The 19467-nt window shown below is 68.1% G+C and carries 20 protein-coding genes; 13 read left to right on the forward strand and 7 right to left on the reverse strand.

Annotated features, from left to right (window positions below):
- Positions 1-71: 71 nt before the first annotated feature.
- Positions 72-716, forward strand: a complete 645-nt coding sequence (locus A5789_RS16480; protein WP_064904645.1) for a bifunctional 2-polyprenyl-6-hydroxyphenol methylase/3-demethylubiquinol 3-O-methyltransferase UbiG — start codon at positions 72-74, stop codon at positions 714-716.
- 405 nt (positions 717-1121) lie between these two features.
- Positions 1122-1550 carry an alpha-isopropylmalate synthase regulatory domain-containing protein gene (locus A5789_RS16485; protein WP_064904643.1) on the forward strand — a complete coding sequence of 143 codons (429 nt, stop codon included), beginning with the start codon at positions 1122-1124 and terminating at the stop codon, positions 1548-1550.
- Between the two features lie 89 nt (positions 1551-1639).
- On the opposite strand, the gene trxA is transcribed toward A5789_RS16485, so the two are convergent.
- Together trxA and A5789_RS16495 are read right to left on the reverse strand one after the other, a co-directional pair.
- A complete protein-coding gene (gene trxA / locus A5789_RS16490) occupies positions 1640-2005 on the reverse strand; it encodes a thioredoxin (protein ID WP_030514619.1) in 366 nt (121 codons plus the stop codon).
- Between the two features lie 76 nt (positions 2006-2081).
- Entirely contained in the window at positions 2082-2591 is a 510-nt protein-coding gene (locus A5789_RS16495; RefSeq protein ID WP_227463179.1) for a 2'-5' RNA ligase family protein, read from the reverse strand.
- A 173-nt stretch (positions 2592-2764) separates the two neighbouring features.
- Between A5789_RS16495 and A5789_RS16500 the strand changes: the two genes are divergently transcribed.
- The 4 genes from A5789_RS16500 (at position 2765) to A5789_RS16515 (ending at position 6659) form a co-directional block, all read left to right on the forward strand.
- A complete protein-coding gene (locus A5789_RS16500; RefSeq protein WP_369817542.1) occupies positions 2765-3856 on the forward strand; it encodes an isocitrate/isopropylmalate dehydrogenase family protein in 1092 nt (363 codons plus the stop codon).
- Between the two features lie 152 nt (positions 3857-4008).
- Positions 4009-4917, forward strand: coding sequence for an ABC transporter substrate-binding protein (locus A5789_RS16505; RefSeq protein ID WP_227463180.1), 909 nt, complete (start codon positions 4009-4011; stop codon positions 4915-4917).
- A gap of 6 nt (positions 4918-4923) precedes the next feature.
- Positions 4924-5874 carry an amino acid ABC transporter permease gene (locus tag A5789_RS16510; RefSeq protein WP_064904696.1) on the forward strand — a complete coding sequence of 317 codons (951 nt, stop codon included), beginning with the start codon at positions 4924-4926 and terminating at the stop codon, positions 5872-5874.
- A complete protein-coding gene (locus A5789_RS16515) occupies positions 5871-6659 on the forward strand; it encodes an amino acid ABC transporter ATP-binding protein (RefSeq protein ID WP_063013023.1) in 789 nt (262 codons plus the stop codon). The genes A5789_RS16510 and A5789_RS16515 overlap by 4 nt, the downstream gene beginning before the upstream one ends.
- 14 nt (positions 6660-6673) lie before the next feature.
- Here A5789_RS16515 and A5789_RS16520 read toward each other — a convergent pair whose 3' ends face one another.
- Positions 6674-7516 (reverse strand): oxidoreductase, encoded by an 843-nt coding sequence (locus A5789_RS16520; protein ID WP_064904641.1) that lies wholly within the window; start codon positions 7514-7516, stop codon positions 6674-6676.
- 179 nt (positions 7517-7695) lie between these two features.
- Positions 7696-8607: a LysR family transcriptional regulator gene (locus tag A5789_RS16525; protein ID WP_064904639.1), complete on the reverse strand. Its 912-nt coding sequence runs from the start codon at positions 8605-8607 to the stop codon at positions 7696-7698.
- A gap of 71 nt (positions 8608-8678) precedes the next feature.
- Here A5789_RS16525 and A5789_RS16530 point away from each other — a divergent pair, with 71 nt between their 5' ends.
- The 4 genes from A5789_RS16530 (at position 8679) to A5789_RS16545 (ending at position 12166) form a co-directional block, all read left to right on the forward strand.
- Complete coding sequence (locus A5789_RS16530) at positions 8679-10043, forward strand: FAD-binding oxidoreductase (protein WP_064923601.1); 1365 nt, start codon at positions 8679-8681, stop codon at positions 10041-10043.
- A gap of 83 nt (positions 10044-10126) precedes the next feature.
- The gene (locus tag A5789_RS16535) at positions 10127-11065 is read left to right on the forward strand and encodes an SPFH domain-containing protein (protein WP_064904635.1); all 939 of its coding nucleotides are present in this window, start codon (positions 10127-10129) and stop codon (positions 11063-11065) included.
- Complete coding sequence (locus A5789_RS16540; protein WP_030514608.1) at positions 11065-11244, forward strand: hypothetical protein; 180 nt, start codon at positions 11065-11067, stop codon at positions 11242-11244. Before A5789_RS16535 ends, A5789_RS16540 begins: the two co-directional genes overlap by 1 nt.
- A 109-nt stretch (positions 11245-11353) precedes the next feature.
- A complete protein-coding gene (locus A5789_RS16545; RefSeq protein ID WP_064923603.1) occupies positions 11354-12166 on the forward strand; it encodes a hypothetical protein in 813 nt (270 codons plus the stop codon).
- Here A5789_RS16545 and A5789_RS16550 read toward each other — a convergent pair.
- On the reverse strand, positions 12141-13022 hold the full coding sequence (locus tag A5789_RS16550; protein WP_063013037.1) for a class I SAM-dependent methyltransferase: 882 nt from the start codon (positions 13020-13022) through the stop codon (positions 12141-12143). The two genes, A5789_RS16545 and A5789_RS16550, sit on opposite strands and share 26 nt — an antisense overlap.
- Positions 13023-13495: 473 nt before the next feature.
- Between A5789_RS16550 and rpsA the strand changes: the two genes are divergently transcribed.
- Together rpsA and A5789_RS16560 are read left to right on the forward strand one after the other, a co-directional pair.
- Positions 13496-14968, forward strand: coding sequence for a 30S ribosomal protein S1 (gene rpsA / locus A5789_RS16555; protein WP_030514605.1), 1473 nt, complete (start codon positions 13496-13498; stop codon positions 14966-14968).
- A gap of 203 nt (positions 14969-15171) precedes the next feature.
- Positions 15172-16701 (forward strand): phospholipase C, encoded by a 1530-nt coding sequence (locus tag A5789_RS16560; RefSeq protein WP_064904694.1) that lies wholly within the window; start codon positions 15172-15174, stop codon positions 16699-16701.
- Between the two features lie 54 nt (positions 16702-16755).
- On the opposite strand, the gene A5789_RS36610 is transcribed toward A5789_RS16560, so the two are convergent.
- On the reverse strand, positions 16756-16962 hold the full coding sequence (locus A5789_RS36610) for a hypothetical protein (protein WP_146098606.1): 207 nt from the start codon (positions 16960-16962) through the stop codon (positions 16756-16758).
- 291 nt (positions 16963-17253) lie between these two features.
- Here A5789_RS36610 and coaE point away from each other — a divergent pair, with 291 nt between their 5' ends.
- Positions 17254-18450: a dephospho-CoA kinase gene (coaE, locus tag A5789_RS16565; RefSeq protein WP_064904692.1), complete on the forward strand. Its 1197-nt coding sequence runs from the start codon at positions 17254-17256 to the stop codon at positions 18448-18450.
- A gap of 23 nt (positions 18451-18473) precedes the next feature.
- Here the strand turns inward: coaE and A5789_RS16570 are convergent, their stop codons facing one another.
- Positions 18474-19436 (reverse strand): aldo/keto reductase, encoded by a 963-nt coding sequence (locus tag A5789_RS16570; RefSeq protein WP_064904631.1) that lies wholly within the window; start codon positions 19434-19436, stop codon positions 18474-18476.
- Positions 19437-19467: the final 31 nt, after the last annotated feature.

Raw genomic sequence — 19467 nt, forward strand, 5'->3', positions numbered from 1 at the left:
CGCGCACGGTGCCGGTAATCGCTCCCGGGCGGTCGGCGCGCGGTCGACCGGCCGCATCGTAGGGTGGCGCGATGGGTGCAGTGGATTGGGATCACAACGCCTTCTACCACCGGACGCTGCTGCGGCAGCTGCCGCAGCGCTGTGAGCGGATCCTCGAAGTCGGTTGCGGGGCAGGCGCTTTGGCGGTCGAGCTGGCGCGGCGTGCCGACCGGGTCGACGCGGTGGACCGCTCGCCGGAGATGATCGAGGCGGCCCGCGGTGTCGTCCCGGGCAACGTCGAATGCACCCGAGCCGACATTCTCGAGTACCCGCTGCCGGAAGCCGCCTACGACGCCGTCGTGTCGCTCACCACGCTCCATCACCTGCCCCTGGAACGGGTGCTGCCGCGGCTCGCGCACACGCTGCGGCCGGGCGGGGTGCTCGCGGTGATCGCGCTGCCGCGGGCCGATCCGCTGCGTGAACTGCCCGCGGAGATCGCGGGCGTACTCGGCCATCGCCTCTTCGGTGCGACGTTCGCGATGCTGCGTGCCACGGGCCGCGGCGCCTGGTACGCGCACGAACCCACGCATGCGGTGATGCCGGTCGTGCTCGATCCGCCACTGACCACACGCGAGGTCGTGCGCCGGGCGGGCGGCATCCTGCCGGGCGCGCGCGTGCGGCGGCTGGTGTTCTGGCGCTATCTGTTGCGGTGGGACAAACCCGGGCAAACCCGGTGACGACACGCCGACCATGTCCGGGGCGCATCCTGTGCACCCGCTGTGGCCTGCGTGAATGCGGCGTTCACCACGGCACTGTCCGTTGGGATGCCGTTCACTCGAAAATGTGACGAAGTTACTCGTTGGTTCCGCCGCAATATTGTTGCCATCGACGCGGTGAGTCCATATTCTCGAAGCCGTGCCGAATCCCGCCGCAAGCCACAGCGCCGCGCGCAACGTCGCCGACCGCGACCGCGTGGTGCTCCTTCCGCTTACCGCGATGGTGGCTGCGGCGCGACTTCTCGTAGTACCTCGCCGTAGCGGGAGCTGATTCGGACCGGCCCCCTCGCTGCGGCCGTTACAAGTGTTTGCGCTGGTCCCCTCTGTCATCCGACCAACGACAAAGCTTCGGGAAGACCTAGTCCAATGACGATCACTATCGATACACATGCCTTCATCGCGGCCGCGCCCAAGGGGCTGCGCGCCGAATCCGCCGACCTGTCGCCCGCGGAGTTCTACGACCGCTACTGCGCGCACACCGGCCCGGTCAAGCTCAGCGACTGGGCGCGGGCCGAACAGCGGGCGACCTACACCGCGACCATCGAACTGGCCGGACATGCGCGGACCGTGGTGTCCGCGGGCAGCCCGGTCGCCGCGCTGACCTCGGCGCTCTACGACGAGGGTTACCCGGTGGAGATTCTGCAGTTCCACCAGCGGCGTACCGGCGCCGGCACCGCCACCTTCGTGCAATGTGAATGCAACGGCCGCCGAGGCTGGGGCGCCGCGCTCGCCGGGGACGGCCCGGAGTCGACCGTTCGGGCCATGATCGCCGGCATCAACAAACTCGGGAACTGAGCCGGTTCGGCAACCGAGCCGACACACGAAAACCACAGTGCCGCATCCCCTTTCGTGAAGAATCGGGATGCGGCACCGGTTCGTGCGGGTCAGCCCTGCTGCTGTTCGGCGAGCTGCTTGCGCACCTCTTCCATATCGAGCGCCTTCACCTGGGAGACCAGATCTTCCAGCGCGGCCGGCGGCAGTGCGCCGGGCTGCGCGAAGACCAGGACACCCTCGCGGAAGGCCATGATCGTGGGGATGGAGCGGATGTTGGCAGCGGCGGCGAGGCTCTGCTCGGCCTCGGTGTCGACCTTGCCGTGGACGACATCGGGATGCTGTTCCGAGGATGCCTCGAAGGTGGGCGCGAACGCCTTGCAGGGCCCGCACCAATCGGCCCAGAAATCGACGAGGACGACGTCGTTTCCGGTCACAATCTCGTCGAAGTTCTGCGCGGTCAGGGTCTGGGTGGCCATGACTTCCTCTCGTGTCGTTGTATGCGGTGCAACGCGGGACGTTGTGCATATCTTCCGCGCGGCCGGCGTCCGCGGCTCAACCGTGGACCCCACCCCCTGGGGCGATCGGCCACTCGATCCGCCGATCACCGTCCCACCGCCGAATACCCACCACGGTAGCCGCAAAATCCCGCTCGGCGGCCACCGCGTCGATCGCCGCGGGCCAGTGCTCCGGTTTCAGCCGCCGTGCCAGCGTGACGTGCGGGGTCCACGCGTCCGGGCACATGTTCGCCGGAACGCCGGGGCACGCGTCGACGACCGCCGCGATGCGCCGTTGCATCGTCAGCAGGTCCTCGGTGGGCACCACAAGCCGTACCAGAATCGGATGGCGGGCGCCGAATATCAGCAGCCCGCCCAGTCGGATCGGGAGCGGCCGGAACGGCAGGGCGGCCAGCGTCTTGTCCATCCGGGGCCAGATCTCGCGGGCGACCGCGACGGTGATGTGCGGCCGGTGTTCCGGTGTGGGACTGTGCATTCCGGCCGTGGCCAGCGCACCCCACTGCCGGCGGACCTCGGCCTCCGCCGCCTCGTCGAGTACCAGTTCCACCGACTGCACCATGGTTCAGGCCAACTTACGCGCGCGGGCCGGGCCCGGTGCGCCGATTACGTGAGTTGCCGGGCAGGCCGGGCCCGCGGTCGGCTCGGTGACCCGGTACCCAATAGGGTGACCCGGTGTGCCGGGCCACGGACCGGCCGGGACGGGGTGGTGCGAGTAGAGGAGTGAGCGCGGTGGATGCGCGGCGGGCGGTGCGGCTCGGGCTGATCGAGGGCGACGGCATCGGGCCGGAGGTGGTGCGGGCGACCCGGGCCGTGGTGGACGAGGCTCTCACCGCGGCCGGTGCGGCGACGCCGGAATGGGTCGAGCTGCCGATCGGGCATGCGGCCATCGCCGAATGCGGGGAACCGCTGCCGGAGACCACGCTGTCGGCCCTCGCCGATCTCGATGCCTGGATCCTCGGTCCGCACGACAACGCCTCCTACGCGCCGCATCACCGCATCGGGGCCCCGCCGGGCGGGGCGATCCGCAAACGCTTCGGCCTGTACGCGAATATCCGCCCGGCCCGGGCCTTTCCGGGCGTGCGGGCGGCGGCGAAGGACATCGATCTGGTGATCGTGCGCGAGAACAGCGAGGGCTTCTACGCCGACCGCAACATGTTCGCCGGTTCGGGCGAATTCCGGCCCACCGCCGATGTGGCGATGGCCGTGGCCGTGATCACCCGGGCCGCCTGCGAACGCATCGCGCATCAGGCCTGCACGCTCGCGGCAGCGCGACGCGGCCGGTTGACGATCGTGCACAAGGCGAATGTGCTGCCGATGACGATGGGACTGTTCCGCGAGGTCTGCGCGGAGGTGGCCGCGGGATATTCCGGAATCGAGGTCGACGACGAACACGTCGACGCCGCCGCGGCCCACCTGGTTCGCGCGCCCGGTGACTACGACGTGCTGGTGACCGAGAACCTGTTCGGCGACATCCTCTCCGACCTCGCGGGGGAACTCGCCGGGTCACTGGGCTTGGCGGCCTCGCTGAACTGCTCGGACGACAAGGCGATGGCTCAGGCGGTGCACGGCGCGGCTCCGACGCTGGCGGGGCGCAACCGGGCGAATCCGGGCGCACTGCAACTGTCGGCCGCGATGCTGTTGCGCTGGCTGGGCACCCGCGACGGCGATCCGGCGCTGCTGGGCGCCGCCGACCGGATCGAGCGCGCGGTGGCGGCGACCCTGGCGGCCGGTATCGCCACCGCCGACCTCGGCGGACTGGCCTCGACCAGTGAATTCACCGAGCAGGTCCGGGCTCGCGTGCATCGCCGGTGAATCGGCGTGTACCCCTGCCGCCGGTCGTGGCGCGCATTAACCTTCGGTAACCGACCGGCGCATCTCGTGCCGATCGCCTACATTTTCGAATGGCTGCATTGCTACACGGCGACCCGCTCACGGTGGCGGGTCGCGCGAATACGGAGGGCCGCGTGTCAGTTCGACTCGGCGCCCGCGGGTACATCCTGCGAGCCGCGTGCGTGATCGTCGGTGCGGCGGTGCTGGCAGCGGGATGCGCGGACAACACCGAGGACGAATCGCCCAAGGTGCCCAAGGTGCCGGTGACGAAGGTCGAATCGATCGCCGCGCAGCTGCCGCCGAAGATCGCGCGGGCGGGACGGCTCGTGGTCGGTGTGAACGTTCCGTACCAGCCCAACGAGTACCGGGATCCGCACACCGGACAGATCATCGGATTCGACGTCGATCTGATGGATGCGGTCGCCGCTGTGCTCGGTGTGCGCGCCGACTACCAGGAAGCCGACTTCGAGAAGATCATCCCCGCGATCGAGGCCGGCACCGTCGACGTGGGAATGTCGTCGTTCACCGACAACCTGACGCGGGAGAAGACCGTCGACTTCGTCGACTACTTCTCCGCCGGCATTCAGTGGGCACAGCGCAAGGGCCGTCCGATCGATCCGAACAACGCCTGCGGCAAGAAGGTCGCGGTGCAGCGCACCACGACCGAGGACATCGACGAGATCCCCGCGAAATCGAAGGCCTGCACCGATGTTGGCAAGCCCGAGATCCACAAGATGTCCTACGACGAACAGAGTGCGGCGGCGACCGCCCTGGTCCTCGGCCAGGTCGACGCCATGTCCGCCGATTCCCCGGTCACCGCGTATGCGATCAAGCGCAATCCCGACACCATCGAGGCCGCGGGCCCGGTCTTCGAGGCCGAACCCTACGGCTGGCCGGTACCGAAGGGTTCGCCGCTGGCCCCGGTACTGCAAGCGGCGCTGCAGCATCTGATCGATTCCGGCGTCTACCGCACCATCGCCGAGAACTGGGGCGTGGAGGCCGGTGCGATCACCACCTCGGTCATCAACGGTGCGAAAGGCTGAGTGCACATGTCCGCGCAACCCCCCGCCGTCTCGCAGGCCGGGCCGCCCGAGGCGTCCATGCCGGAGCCGATCGAGGCCGTACCGCTGCGGCGGCCCGGGCGCTGGATCGCCGCAGCGATCCTGCTGATCCTGCTCGGGCTGTTCGTCTACGGCGCCGCCACCAACCCGGCCTATCGCTGGGACACCTACTGGAAGTATCTGTTCGATCGGCGGATTTCCGAGGGTGCGGTGGTCACCCTCGAACTGACCGTGCTGGCGATGGCGATCGGCGTGATTCTCGGCGTGATCCTCGCGGTGATGCGGCTGTCGCCGAATCCGGTGCTGCGGTCGGTGTCGTGGGTGTATCTGTGGATCTTCCGCGGCACCCCGGTATACATCCAACTCGTCTTCTGGGGCCTCTTCCCGGCGCTGTACAAATCGATTCAGCTCGGAATCCCGTTCGGCGGGCCCAGTTTCGTGCAGTGGGATGTGCAGGACTGGTCGCAGCCGTTCATCTTCGCCATGATCGGCCTGGGCCTGAACGAGGCCGCCTACATGGCCGAGATCGTGCGTGCCGGAGTCAATTCGATGGGTGAGGGGCAGCGCGAGGCGTCGGTGGCGCTCGGCATGTCGTGGGGACAGACCATGCGGCGCACGGTGCTGCCGCAGGCGATGCGGGTGATCATCCCGCCCACCGGCAACGAGCTGATCTCCATGTTGAAGACCACCTCACTGGTCACCGCGATCCCGCTGACCACCGATCTGTACGGCCGCGCCCGCGATATCTACGGCATCAACTTCCAGCCGATTCCGCTGCTGCTGGTCAGCGCGACCTGGTATCTGGCGATCACCAGTGTGCTGATGGTCGGCCAGTTCTATCTCGAGCGGTACTACTCGCGCGGGGTGACGCGGCAGTTGACCGGCCGGCAGCTGCGCGCACTGGCCACCACCCAGCAGACGACGGAGGTCGGCAAATGAGCAGCGCCGTGGCGGCCTCGGCCGATGTTCCGATGATCCGGGCCGAGCGGGTATGCAAGAACTTCGGTGCGTTGCAGGTGTTGCAGGGAGTGTCGCTCGAGGTCGCGCGCGGGCAGGTGATGTGCCTGATCGGCCCGTCCGGATCCGGCAAATCGACCTTTCTGCGTTGCATCAACCATCTGGAACGGGTGAACGCCGGGCGCCTCTACGTCGACGGCGATCTGGTCGGCTATCGCGAGCGCGGGGGCAAACTCTACGAACTGCGTCCGCGGGAGTCGGCTCGCCAGCGCCGCGACGTCGGCATGGTGTTCCAGCACTTCAATCTGTTTCCCCATCGCACCGCGCTGGCGAATGTCATCGAGGCGCCGATCCATGTGAAGAAGCTCTCCCGCGCCAAGGCGGTCGCCCGGGCGCGGGAACTGCTCGATCGAGTCGGCTTGGCGGACAAGGCCGATGCCTATCCGGCGCAGCTGTCGGGCGGCCAGCAGCAGCGGGTCGCGATCGCCCGCGCCCTGGCGATGGATCCGAAGCTGATGCTGTTCGACGAGCCCACCTCGGCCCTGGATCCCGAGCTGGTCGGCGAAGTCCTCACGGTCATGCGCGAATTGGCGCAATCGGGCATGACGATGGTGGTCGTCACGCACGAAATGGGTTTCGCCCGCGAGGTCGCCGACCAGCTGGTGTTCATGGACGGGGGCGTGGTGGTGGAGGCCGGAGATCCGCGCGAGGTGCTGGCGAATCCGCAACACGAGCGAACCCAGGCCTTCCTGTCCCGCATCCTGTAGAACGCGATCGAGGCTCAGTTCTCGTCGAACGCCGTTGCGCGCGAGACCTTTTCCCATTCGCTGATCTCGGCGCGCACGGAGTCGAGGTGTCCGAGCAGCGTGTCGACCGAATCGCTGCCCAGCGGCAGCCGCAACGGGGTGCGCTCGGCCTCGAGGGCGGCGCGGATGGCGGCCGCGGCCTTGACCGGGTCGCCGGGCTGGGTGCCGTCGCCGCCCTCGATCATGCGGCGGGTCTTGCCCGCGGTGTCGGCGTAGACATCGGATTCGGCGCTGAAATAGGCTGCGCCGGAACCGAACAGGCCGGTGCGGAAGGCGCCCGGCTCCACGACGAGCACCCGGATGCCGAACGGCGCCACCTCGTCGGCCAGCGCCTCCGACAACCCTTCCAGCGCGAATTTGGTTGCGCTGTAGGCGGAGAAGCCGGCGAACGACATCTGGCCGCCCACACTGCTCATCATGACGATCGCCCCGCTGCCCTGGGCGCGCATCTGCGGCAGGACGGCGCGGGTGAGCGCGGCGGGACCGAAGACGTGCAGGTCGAACAGGTCCCGCAACTCCCGGTCGGTGGTTTCCTCCACCGCGCCGACCTGGGTGCGTCCGGCATTGTTGACCAGCACGTCGATGCGGCCGTACCGGGCGATCACATCGGTGACGACCGCGTCGACGCGGGCGGTGTCGGTGACATCGAGGGCGACGGCCTCGATGCGATCGGGGTGGGCGGCGACCAGATCGTCCAGCGCGGCGGTGCGGCGGGCGACCGCGACGACGATATCGCCGGCATCGATCGCGTTCTGGGCGATCGCGCGGCCGAAACCGCTACTGGCGCCGGTGATCAGCCAGACCTTGCCTGTGCTCACGGAAACTCTCCTCGGTAGTTCGGGGTACGAGAGAAATCTTTGTCTGTCCCCAGTGGTGAAGTCCAAGGCCTTTCGCCCACCGCGTTCCCGCTCGCCAAACCCGTCCTGCGCCGATCGGGATGGTCCGATCCGTCCGCCGGACTGGGCGACGGGAGCCGCGCATGGTGGCCCTCGCCTCTTCATCGGTGCGCTGTCCTCCGGGGGCCCAGCGCGATCCGCAACTGCCCGAGCAGTACCTTCGCGGCCGGTGCCGCCGGCCGATCCGACCGCCAGACCAGGGCGAGCTGTCCGTACATCTCGGGGTCGGTGATCTCGATCATCCGGACTCCTGCGGCCTCGGCGTGGGCGGCACCGAGGGCCGGTACCACGGCGATTCCCAGTCCTCCGGCGGCCAGCTGAACGAGCAGCGGCGGCGCGGCGGCCTCGAACTCGATCATCGGAGTGAATCCCGCAGCGGCACAGCAACGTTCGAGCACGCCGCGGATTCCGGTGCCTCGTGGCAGGCAGATCAGGGAGCGCTCGCGCAACTCGTCCAGTGCTATCCGGGAGCCGAACGCGTGGTCGTCGCGCGCCACGGCAGCGGCCAGGCGCGTCTCGAAGACGACGTCGGCGGCGAGGCGTTCGTCGAGTTTCTCGCCGGTCAGCCCGACCAGGGCGATATCGAGTTCGCCGTGCGTCAGCGCGGCGAGCATGCGGTCGGTGGTGTCCTCGGTGAGGGTGATGCCGACCTGCGGATGATCGCGGTGGAAGTCCGACAGGACCGTTGCGACGTCGAACTCCTCGGTCGCCGCCCCGGAGATCAGGCCGATTCGTACCTGCCCTCGCAACAATCCGGTGAACTCGTCGACGGTGAAGGAAACCTGTTGTGCCGCTGCCAATGCCGCCCGCGCGTGCGGCAGCACGGCGGCGCCGGCGGCGGTCAGTGTCACGGTGCGTCCCGACCGGTCGAGCAGCGGCTGACCCAATTCCCGTTCCAGCTGCCGGATCTGCGCCGAGAGACCGGGCTGGGCCAGGTGCAGCCGCTGGGCCGCCCGGGTGAAATTGGCCTCCTCGGCGACGGTGACGAAGTAGCGCAGCTGCCGCAGTTCCATAACTACCGATTCTAGTATCGAGAAGAACTATCTGTTTTACTTCTCATCTGCCCGGCGGCAGAGTTCAGGACATGACGAACTCGAACTTCCCCGCCGAACTGCCCACCGTCACCGGCCCGGTCTTCCGTCCGGGTGACGACGGCTACGACGCCGAGGTCTCCGGCTTCCAGACCGCGTATACGCACCGGCCCGATCTGGTCGTCGGTGCGCTCCACGCCGAGGATGTGCGCGCGGCCGTGGAATTCGCCGCCCGGCACCGGCTGCCCGTCGCGGTGCAGGCGACCGGGCACGGGCTCTCGGTGCCGGCCGACGGCGGTGTGCTGATCAGTACGCGCCGGATGACCCAGGTGCGCGTCGATCCGGGCGCCCGCACCGCCTGGGTGGCCGCCGGCGTGCAGGCCGAGGCGCTGATCGCCGCGGCGGTCGCGCACCGTCTGGCGCCGCTGAACGGTTCCTCGCCCTCGGTCGGCGTGATCGGTTATCACCTGGGCGGCGGGCTCGGCATTCTGGCGCGCACCTTCGGCTACGCCGCCGACCGGGTCCGCGTCCTGGAACTGGTGACGGCCGACGGCCGGTTGCGCCGCCTCACCCCGGGCGACGAATTGTTCGGCGCCGCACTGGGTTCGGGCGGCAACTTCGGTGTGGTCACCGGCATGGAAATCGAACTGTTCCCGATCACCGAGGTCTACGGCGGACAGCTCACCTTCGACACCCCGCTGGTGGAACCCGCCCTCGAGGCGTGGCGGCAGTGGACCGCCGAGGTCCCCGAGGAGATGACCTCTGCGATCACCATGATGACGATGCCCGATGTCGCGGCGATACCGGAACCGCTGCGCGGGCGCTATCTGGCCACCGTCAACATCGCCTTCACCGGGTCGGCCGCCGATGGTGAGCGGCTGGTCCGGCCACTGCGCGCGGTGGGCGCCCGGATCGCCGACGACCTGCGAACGATGCCCTACATCGACACCCACGGCATCTACCGCGACCCGAATTTCCCGCACGCCTATACCGCGACCAACGCGCTGCTGGCGGATCTGACCGCGGACGCGGCCTCGGCCTTCCTCGATGTCACCGGCCCCGAGGCGCCGGTCGCGGCGGTGGCGGGCTTCCGGCATCTCGGGGGAGCGCTGCGCCGCCCGGGTCCGGCGGGGATCGCGATGGATCACCGGGAGGCCGAATACAACGCGCGCGTCATCACGATGCCGAACTCGGACGGCCCGGATCCGCGCGCCTACCACGATCTGGTCGCGAAGACGTTGGCGCCGTGGACGATCGGCCACAACCTGAACTTCCTCTACGGTGCCGGAGAGTGGGCCGATGAGAACCAGACCCGGGCCGGCTACTCGGCGCGGACCTATGCGCGGTTGCGGGCGCTGAAGTCCGAGTACGACCCGGCCAACCTGTTCCGTTTCAACCGCAACATCCGGCCCGCCTGAGCGGAGTCCGCCGATTGGACCCCTGGCGTCCGGGATATCTCTGCGCTATCGTCGTGATATCACTTCAATATTGGGAGGATGTCATGTCGCTGCGTCCGGCCTTCCGGCTGAACGGGTTCTTGATGCTGTTGGTGCTGCTGGTGGTCGGCACCGCCGGACTGATCGGCGGGGTCGCCGCCTCCAGCGCCGCCGGTTCGGGCGGGGGCGCCGGTGCGGCGATCGGCGCGGCCGCGGGATACGTGATCTTCGCGGTCGCGGTGATCCTGCTGACCGGGCTCACCACGGTCGGCCCGAACGAGGCCAAGGTGCTGCAGTTCTTCGGCCGCTACGTCGGATCGGTCGCCGACGCCGGCTTCTTCTGGGCCCTCCCGCTGACCACCAAACGGCGAATCTCGCTGCGGGTCCGTAATTTCGAGACGCAGAAGTTGAAGGTCAACGATTTCGACGGCAATCCGGTGGAGATCGCGGCCGTGGTGGTCTACCGGGTCGTGGACAGCTTCAAGTCCGCCTTCGCCGTCGACGACTACGAGGAGTACGTGCAGACCCAGTCCGAGGCCGCGGTCCGGCACCTGGCCACGGTGCACCCCTACGACGCCGCCCCCGACGTGGTGCCCGCGGCCGTGGCGATGACGCCCGCTCTCGCGGGCGCCGACGACCCGGCCCCGACCAGTCTGCGCAACGGCGCCGAGGTCGCCGAGGAACTGACCACCGAACTGCGCGAACGTACCGCGCTCGCGGGTATCGAGATTCTCGAAGCGCGGATCACGCACCTGGCGTACGCGCCGGAGATCGCCCAGTCGATGCTGGTCCGCCAGCAGGCCGCACAGGTGGTGGCCGCGCGCAGCCGCATCGTCGAGGGTGCGGTCGGCATGGTGGGCATGGCGCTGCAGCGGCTGACCGAGGAGGGAATGGTCGACCTGGACGAGGAACGGCGGGCCTCGATGGTGTCGAATCTGCTGGTGGTGCTGTGCGGTGATCGATCCGCCCAGCCCGTCGTCAACACCGGAACGCTCTACTCCTGATGGCCAAGCGCGAGCCCAAGAAGGTGCTCGTCCGGCTCGATCCGGCCGTCCACGAGGCGATAGCCAAGTGGGCGGCCGACGACCTGCGCAGCATCAATGCTCAGATCGAGTTCGCTCTGCGGATGGCGCTCGATCAGGTGGGGCGCTCCCCGCGGCGGTCCGGGGAGACCCCCGAATGAAAACAAACCTGACACCCGTTTCGTCCGATATTTATTACCAGGTGGTCACGCCTTGAACACAAAACGCCCCAGGAAGTGCGAAAAGGTCACAGATGGGTAGCTTGGTTGCGTGCCAATCGTGTTCGAAACCGGGGGACTGCAGCAGCTTGACCAGACCACGTGGGGGAATCCGGCCACCCGTGACATCATCACGCTGAGCTATATCGATCTGGTACCGGACTTACCCGCCCCGCTGGCCGACATCGACACATTGCGCCGCCGCCTCACCGAACTGCAGGCCGAGTTCGGCTGCCTGATCGAGGCACATGCCATCACCGTGGATTCCCAGCCGGCCCTGCTGCGCCTGGAGAAGTTCCCGCTGGCCGATCCGGCGTCCGGACTGGGCTTCACCGCCGGAATCGTCGTGCCCAAGGCCGGATGCAGCGCGATCGTGAAGATCATGTGTCCCGAAACCGGCCGCTCCGGCGTCCGGGAGGCCGCGGTCGTGCCGAAGGTCGGCTTCGCGAACATGTTCCCGCCGCATCCGTACGCGCCCGAGGTCAAGGGCAAGCTGCCCTACAACATCGCCGACGACGCGCGCTGGGATCCGCAGTTCCCGGACCATCCGCTGACCCGCGCGCGGCGCTGGATCACCCACGTCAGCCGGACCGCACGAATCGACCCGCGGTTCGCGGCCTTGCCGCCGTTCGCGGGTCCGGCCGGCGCGGAGGCGTCGAGCGGTAAGGCGGCGCCGACCGGTAAGACACCGCCGACCGGTAAGGCGGAGTCCGCCGCCGCGCCCGCCGCGCCGGTGGCCAAACCCGATCCGGGCAAGACCACGCCCATTCCCGCGCAGAACTCGGTGTCCGACGGCAAGGCGACGGTGGCGCCGCCGCCGCTGCCGCGGGCCGCGCGGGCTAATGCCGCGACGGCTTCTCGGTAACGAAAATGGCTGTGCCGGGGAAGATCTCACCGCGCAACGGGCTCCACTGACCCCATTCGCGCTCGAGCCACTCCGGCCATTCGGGTTCGACGATGTCGAGCAGGATCAGGCCCGCGCCGACGATGTCGCGGACCCGATCGCCGATCGTGCGGTGATGTTCGACGTAGATCGGTTCGTCGTCGGCGTCGACCTCGACGTAGGGCGTGCGGTCGAAGTAGGGGATCGTGGCGCGCAGTCCGTCCGGGCCCGGATCGTCGGGGAAGATCCACCGCATCGGGTGATTGACCGAGAACACCCAGCGCCCGCCCGGCCGCAGCACCCGGGCCACCTCCCGCATCACCCGGGCGGCATCGGCGACGAACGGGACCGCGCCGAACGCCGAACAGGCCAGATCGAACGATTCGTCCGCGAACGGCAGCGCCTCGGCACCGGCCTGCACCAGCGGCACCCGCGGTCCGCCGCGCGCCATGGCCGCGAGTCCGCGGTCGAGCATCGCCCGCGACAGATCCAGTCCGACCGGATGCGCGCCCTGGGCGGCCAGCCAGCGCGAGCATGGCGCCGATCCGCAGCCGATCTCCAGGACGCGCCGCCCGGCGACCTCGCCCAGCAGATGCCAGTCGCCCTCGTGCAACCCCTCCGGGCACCAGACGAATTCTCCGGCCTCGGAGTCGACGCCCAGGAAATCGGCGTGCGTCTCGTGGTACTGCGCGGCATCGGCATCCCACCAGCGCCGGTTGGCGCGTTCGCTGACCGCCGACCCGACGGTCGCGCGGGTCACCCGCGCGGTGCCGAGCAGGGCATTGGCCTGGGCGTGGCGCTCGTCGTCGAGGAGGGCCGGATGCGGGTCGTCGGACATGGTTCGCAGCGTATGGCACGGCCCGGTCCGCGCCCCTGCGGACGCCGTCTCCGATCCGGCCGGCCCGGGCGCGACCGGGGTGCTTACGTCTCCGCCGTGACGGGTACCACACTGTGCGGGAACGGTGTTCGGTGCCGGCCGTATGATCATGGTGCGGGCGGGGGCCCGTGTTTGCTTGGCGTAACTCACGTCGCGTACGCTGTTTCCCGCGAGTGTCTTCGGCATTTGCGTAGCCGCTGTCGGTACTGTAGCGCTCGGTACCGGGCGCAGGGGTTACGGATTTCGGAAGTCGCCCGCGGGCTGTGATTTCGCAGCCGGTGCTGTGAGTTTCTGCAGTGAGTACAGCGTTGTGCTGTGTCGCAGCGATGTGCTGTGCATGGCCGTCAACGTAGTTCCACCGCTGTGACTTCACAGCAAAACCGAGAGTTCCAATGTCCACTACCGACCACAATCCGTCCGGAGCAACCCAACATATGCCCACCACCGTCACCTCGCCGCAGGTAGCCGTCAACGACATCGGCTCCGCCGAGGACTTCCTCGCCGCCATCGACAAGACGATCAAGTACTTCAACGACGGAGATATCGTCGAAGGCACGATCGTCAAGGTCGACCGCGACGAGGTTCTGCTCGACATCGGTTACAAGACCGAAGGCGTCATCCCTTCCCGCGAACTGTCCATCAAGCACGATGTCGACCCGGCCGAGGTCGTTTCCGTGGGCGATGAGGTCGAGGCCCTCGTTCTCACCAAGGAGGACAAGGAAGGCCGCCTGATCCTGTCGAAGAAGCGGGCTCAGTACGAGCGGGCGTGGGGCACCATCGAGGAGCTCAAGGAGAAGGACGAGGCCGTCAAGGGCACCGTCATCGAGGTCGTCAAGGGTGGTCTGATCCTGGACATCGGCCTGCGTGGCTTCCTCCCGGCCTCCCTGGTCGAGATGCGCCGCGTCCGCGATCTGCAGCCGTACGTCGGCAAGGAGATCGAGGCCAAGATCATCGAGCTGGACAAGAACCGCAACAACGTGGTCCTGTCCCGCCGCGCCTGGCTGGAGCAGACCCAGTCGGAGGTTCGCAGCGAGTTCCTGCACCAGCTGCAGAAGGGCCAGGTCCGCAAGGGCGTCGTGTCCTCGATCGTCAACTTCGGTGCGTTCGTCGATCTCGGCGGCGTCGACGGTCTGGTGCACGTCTCCGAGCTGTCCTGGAAGCACATCGACCACCCGTCCGAGGTTGTCGAGGTCGGCATGGAGGTCACCGTCGAGGTTCTCGACGTCGACCTGGACCGCGAGCGCGTTTCGCTGTCGCTCAAGGCCACCCAGGAAGACCCGTGGCGTCAGTTCGCCCGCACCCACGCCATCGGCCAGATCGTGCCCGGCAAGGTCACCAAGCTGGTTCCGTTCGGTGCGTTCGTGCGCGTCGAAGAGGGCATCGAGGGCCTGGTGCACATCTCCGAGCTGGCCGAGCGCCACGTCGAGGTGCCGGACCAGGTTGTCGCCGTGGGCGACGATGCGATGGTCAAGGTCATCGACATCGACCTGGAGCGTCGCCGGATCTCGCTGTCGCTGAAGCAGGCGAACGAGGACTACCACGCCGAGTTCGACCCGTCGAAGTACGGCATGGCCGACAGCTACGACGAGCAGGGCAACTACATCTTCCCCGAGGGCTTCGACCCCGAGACCAACGAATGGCTCGAGGGCTTCGACAAGCAGCGGGAAGAGTGGGAAGGCCGCTACGCCGAGGCCGAGCGTCGCCACAAGATGCACACCGCTCAGATGGAGAAGATGGCGGCCGACGCCGCCGCCGAGGCCGCCAACGGTGGTGCCTCCGGTAACTACTCCTCCGAGAGCGGCGCGCAGAGCTCGTCCTCCAGCTCCTCGTCGGAGTCGGCCGGCGGTTCGCTGGCCAGCGACGCGCAGCTCGCCGCGCTGCGTGAGAAGCTGTCCGGCAACGCGTAATTCGCTGAGCTGAAACGAAGGCCCCGGTCCATCGGACCGGGGCCTTCGCCCATCTCCGGGCTACTCGTTCAGCCCCTCGTCACCGCGTCGATGCCGCCGGTCCATTATTCTCGGCGAGGATCTGCCACTGTCCTCTGTCAGCCGGCACGGTCTTGTCGGCCGGCACTGTTCATTTCACCGACGCGGAAGGTCTCGGCACCGGCATGGGTCTGTTCGACGGCATCAACAGGCGTGATTTTCTGGCGAAGGCCATGGCGGCCGGTGGAGCGGGGGCCCTGGCCGCCTGGGCGAATCCGATCATCGAGCGCGCACACGCGGCCGACCCGGCGGGGATGGGCGGGCTCGGCGATATCGAGCATTTCGTCCTGCTCATGCAGGAGAACCGCTCGTTCGACCACTACTTCGGAACCCTGTCCGGTGTAAGGGGTTTCGACGACCCCTCGCCGGCGTGGAAGCAGTACGGCTATGCGCCCGGCGTCGGGCCCACCGCCGACGGGTTCATCGTCCCGTTCCGGCTCGACACCACCCGTGGCGCGACCCTCGACGGTGAGTGCATCAACGATCCCGATCATTCCTGGGCCGGAATGCACGAGGCGTGGAACGGCGGCCGCAACGACCGCTGGATGCCGATGTCGGTGGCCGGCGTCGGCGCTGCCAACGGTCCGGCGGCCATGGGGTACTACACCCGCGCCGATATTCCGGTTCACCACGAGCTGGCCGATGCGTTCACCCTCTGCGACCACTACCACTGCTCGGTGCTCGGCCCGACCGACCCGAACCGGCTGTACTGGATCTCCGCCACCATCGACCCCGACGGTCTGGCCGGCGGGCCGATGGTGGAGACGCCGACGCTGATCCCGCAGAACGTCTACAGCTGGCGCACCTATCCGGAGAACCTCTCGGAGGCCGGTGTCGACTGGAAGATCTACAACAATCGCGATGTCGGACCGATCTCGTCGGTGATCCTCGACGGCATGATGGGTTGCTTCACACAGGCCGCGGACCCGAATTCCGAACTCGCCAAGCGCGGCAAGGCCCCGGTGTATCCGCAGGACTTCGCCGCGGACGTGGCCGCCGACCGGCTTCCCTCGGTGTCGTGGGTGATCCCGCCGCTGTTCAACTGCGAACATCCCGCGCTGCCACCCGCGTTGGGCGCGGTGGGCATCATGCAGGTGCTCGACATCCTCACCTCCAATCCGAAGGTGTGGGAGAAGACCGCGCTCATCGTGAGCTACGACGAGAACGGCGGCTTCTTCGATCATGTCACCCCGCCGACCCCGCCGCCCGGCACACCGGGGGAGTACCTGACGGTGGACCTCGGCAGGGTGCCGGCGGCCAAGGGGGTCGCCGGTCCGATCGGATTGGGTTACCGCGTCCCGTGCTTCGTCATCTCCCCGTATTCACGCGGCGGGCTGGTCGCCTCGCAGACCTTCGACCACACCTCGCAATTGCGTTTGCTGGAACGTCGTTTCGGCGTGGAAGTGCCGAATGTGACCGCCTGGCGGCGCAGCGTCACCGGCGATATGACCTCGGCATTCGATTTCGGTTCGACGCCCGATTCCGTGCCGCCGCGAATTAGCGATCCGAAACCGAAATCGGATGCCGCACTCGCGCAATGTGGGCCGAATATCGCGCTCGGTACCGAGGGTAAGGGAATTCCCTATCCGGTGCCGCCGAATGCGATGCCGAGCCAGGAACCGGGCTCGCGCCGGACCCCGAGCGGCTTGGTGTGAAAAACGGGCGGCCCACCGAATCCGCGGTGGGCCGCCGAACGTTCGATGTACTGGTCAGCTCGCCGTGGCGGGAATCCAGCGGGTGACCCCGCCCCGGCTGCGCATGGCCGCGAAGCTGTGCCGCGCCGGGCTGAGCAGGGCGGTCAACCACGAACGGCGATGTTCGGCCAGTGCTGCCGCAACGGCGGGAATCCGAATGCAGTGCACGGTGCCTGCCATACCCAGCCGGTGGCGACCCGACTGGATGTTTGTGGTGCCCAATGATCTTCCTTCGCTAGCTCGGATGGCCTGGATCGCCCGCGGCGAAACAGTAGCGGAACAAAAGTGTGGGGTTGCGGATTTTGCGTGACTTCGAGCCCGGCGTGTCGGAAAGTTGCCGACCCCAGGTCGGTATCGGGCGGAAAAAGTTGCGAATTGATATCACCGGCGTCACGGAATGGGTAATACCGCGTGGTCGAGGTGAAAAGTATTCACGCGGTGGGTAATCAGCCCTATCGCCTCGCGGCCGGGGTGCGGGCGCGGACCGCGGTGGTGGGGTGCGAGACTGGGGAAATGTTGCGTATCGGTCTCACCGGAGGCATGGGAGCGGGTAAGTCGACGGTGGCGCGGCTGCTGGTGGAATACGGGGCTGTTCTGGTCGACAGCGACGCCATCGCCCGCGAGGTCGTCGAACCCGGCACCGAGGGCCTCGCCGCGCTCGTCGCGGCGTTCGGCCCGGAAATCCTGGCCGAGGACGGCAGTTTGAACCGCCCCGCGCTCGCGGCGGTCGCCTTCGCCGACGAGCAGTCGCGCACGACGCTGAACTCGATCACCCATCCGCTGGTCGGCCGGCGCACGGCCGAGCTGATCGCCGCCGCGCCGGCGGACGCGATTGTGGTGCAGGACGTTCCGCTCCTGGTCGAGAACAATCTCGGCGCGATGATGAATCTCGTCGTGGTGGTGATGGCCGACGAACAGACGCGCGTGCACCGGCTCGAGCAGTTCCGCGGCGTGAGCCGCGCGGACGCGCTGGCGCGGATCAAGGCACAGGCCAGTGACGACCAGCGGCGGGCGGCCGCGGATGTCCTGCTGGACAACAACTCCGACGCCGAGGCGCTGGCGCCGCAGGTGCGGGCGCTGTGGGAGCAGCGCCTGGTGCCGTTCGAACACAATGCGCGCACCCGGACCCCGGCGCGCTCGACCGGGGCGGTGCGGCTGGTCGAGCCGGATCCGCAGTGGCCGGCGCAGGCGCAGCGGTTGATCGGCCGGCTGTGGCTGGCCTGCGGTGGCGATGCGCGCCGCATCGATCACATCGGTTCCACCGCCGTGCCGGGGCTGGCGGCCAAGGATGTGATCGACATCCAGATCACGGTCGCCGACCTCGCGACGGCCGACGCACTGCGAGACCGATTGGCACTCGCCGGTTTTCCCCTGGTCGACTCGGTCACCGGCGACAACCCCAAACCGACGCCGCAGGATCCCGCGGGCACCGATGCCGAACTGTGGGCGAAACGTCTGCACGGCAATGCCGACCCCGGGCGGCTCGCGAATATCCATGTGCGCGTGGACGGTTCGCCGGGGCAGCGCTTCGCGTTGGACTTCCGCGACTGGCTGCGCGCCGACGCCGACGCCCGTACCGGGTATTCGGAGATCAAGCGCCGCGGGGAGGCAGAGGCGGCGGGCAAGGTGGGCGACGAGGCCGTCGAGGCCTACCTGTCGGTGAAGGAACCCTGGTTCGACAAGATCTACGAGCGAGTTCCTCGCGCCTGATACAGGCACCACCGGTACCGCGGTCAGCGCGATACGGAGGTGATCCGGTCGATCTCCGCGAGGTCCTCGGCGGTGGGCTGCCACCGCCCGGCCCGGACATTGGCCTCGACCTGTTCGGGCGAGGTGGCGCCGGCGATCACCGAACTCACCGCGGGTTGCGCGGCGAGACCGCCGATGGCGACGTCGAGCACGGTGATCGAACGCTGCGCCGCGAAGTCCTCCAGCTGTTCCACGATGTCGAAAGCCGCGTCCGTGAGTGCGGATTCCCGGCCCCACGCCTGGATCCTGCTGCCTTCGGGCGCGGGCACGCCGCGCTTGTACTTCCCGGTGAGCAGACCGCTCGCCAAGGGGAAGTAGGGGAGCAGTCCGATCCCGTAGTGCTCGAGCGCCGGCACCAGATCGGCCTCGATCCCACGCCGCAGCAGGCTGTACTCGTTCTGCGCGCTGATGAATCGCTCGAGACGGCGCGTGCGTGCGGTCCACTCGGCGTCCGCGGTCTGCCAGCCGGTGAAGTTGGAATGACCCAGGTATCGGATCTTGCCCTCGTGGACGAGATCGTCCAGCGCCGACGGCGTCTCCTCGATCGGTGTCGCCGGATCGGGGCGATGGAGTTGATAGAGATCGATCCAGTCCGTGCGCAGCCGGCGTAGTGACTGCTCGACCGCCCGGCGAATATAGCGGCGTGAGCCACGCGCGCCCCAGTCCTCGCCGTTGTCCCCGCCGAGGCGGCGCACGTCGCTGCCGAACTTGGTCGCGATGACGACATCGTCGCGTGTGCCCTGCACGATCTCGCCGATTCGCCGCTCCGATTCCCCGTAGGAGTCGGCGGTATCGATCAGGTTGATGCCGTGGTCGAGCGCGGCGTGCAGCACCGCCCTGCTCTGCTCGAGATCGAGCTTCATCCCGAAATTGTTGGTGCCCAGTCCGACGACCGACACCGCGAGCCCCGAGTTCCCGACCCGGCGCAGCGAAGCCGACTCACCCATGGCTCTCCTTGTTCTCGAGGTTGCGTAGCTC

Source organism: Nocardia sp. 852002-51101_SCH5132738 (assembly GCF_001665695.1).
In the GTDB taxonomy this organism is placed as follows: Bacteria; Actinomycetota; Actinomycetes; order Mycobacteriales; family Mycobacteriaceae; genus Nocardia; species Nocardia nova.